The sequence below is a fragment of the Mesorhizobium sp. M1A.F.Ca.IN.020.06.1.1 genome (assembly GCF_004023265.1).
GTDB lineage: Bacteria > Pseudomonadota > Alphaproteobacteria > Rhizobiales > Rhizobiaceae > Mesorhizobium.
The window spans coordinates 1-839 of record NZ_RZSR01001515.1 but is presented as its reverse complement, the minus strand read 5'-3'; the positions used below and the strand labels follow the sequence as shown (position 1 = coordinate 839).

General features: G+C 63.1%; 1 protein-coding gene. It reads right to left on the bottom strand.

Going from position 1 to position 839, the window contains the following annotated elements; translation table 11 throughout:
- The coding region (locus EOA60_RS35235; protein WP_128312745.1) for a GntR family transcriptional regulator at positions 1–712 on the bottom strand (712 nt) is incomplete at its 3' end.
- Positions 713–839 lie beyond the last annotated feature (127 nt).

The window sequence follows — 839 nt, the reverse complement described above, 5'->3', positions numbered from 1 at the left end:
GGTAGTGGAAGATCATCGCGATCACATCGTAGAAATCGACGATGAAGCGATTGTGCGAGGCGCGGTGGATCAGCCGGTGGAAGCGCTCATCGAGCTCGGAGAATTCGTTGAAGCGCGTCGCGATCTCGCTCGCCAATTGGCGATGTTCGATCTCCAGCCGGTCGAGATCGGCCCAGACCGCGCTATCCTCCGGCAGCGCGACGAAGGCAGCCGCCGAACGCAGCTCGAACATCTCGCGGATCTCGGTCAGCTCAAGCGCGAAAGCGCGGGTGAAGCCCTTGAGCACCCAATGGCTGTTGCGCCGCTTCTCGATCAGGCCGAAGCGCGAGAAGCGGATCAGGAATTCGCGCACGCTGGTGGTGCCGACGCCGATCTCGCGCGCCAGCTCGAGCTCGTTGATCTGCATGCCTGCTTCCGCGCCGCCGGCGAGCAGCCGGCGCATGAAGGAGCGCTCGATGATCTCGGCCAGCGAGTCGGTCTCTTCCTCGGGGAAGAAATCTTCCGCCTTCGGCGCCCGCAGCACCGTTTTGTTGCGCTTGTTCCAGGCGATCAGCCCGGTTTCTTCCATGCGCGAAAGAATGCTGCGCACCGTGGTGCGGCTGACGCCGAGCAGCGTTCCGAGCTCGGGCTCGGACGGCAGGCTCCTGGTTTCGTCGAGCAGTCGCAGTCCGCGGTTGAAGGCGTCCTTATAGACGTTGTTGCTCTTCGACATGCCCCGTATCCCCAACGCTTGCGGCGGCCGGCCGGAAGCGCAATATGATCGGTGTTCCTAGCGCAAGCCTCCGAAATGCGGAACGAATTTCGCCGGCTTTATCTAACGGGCGGCCACGCACCCAAGG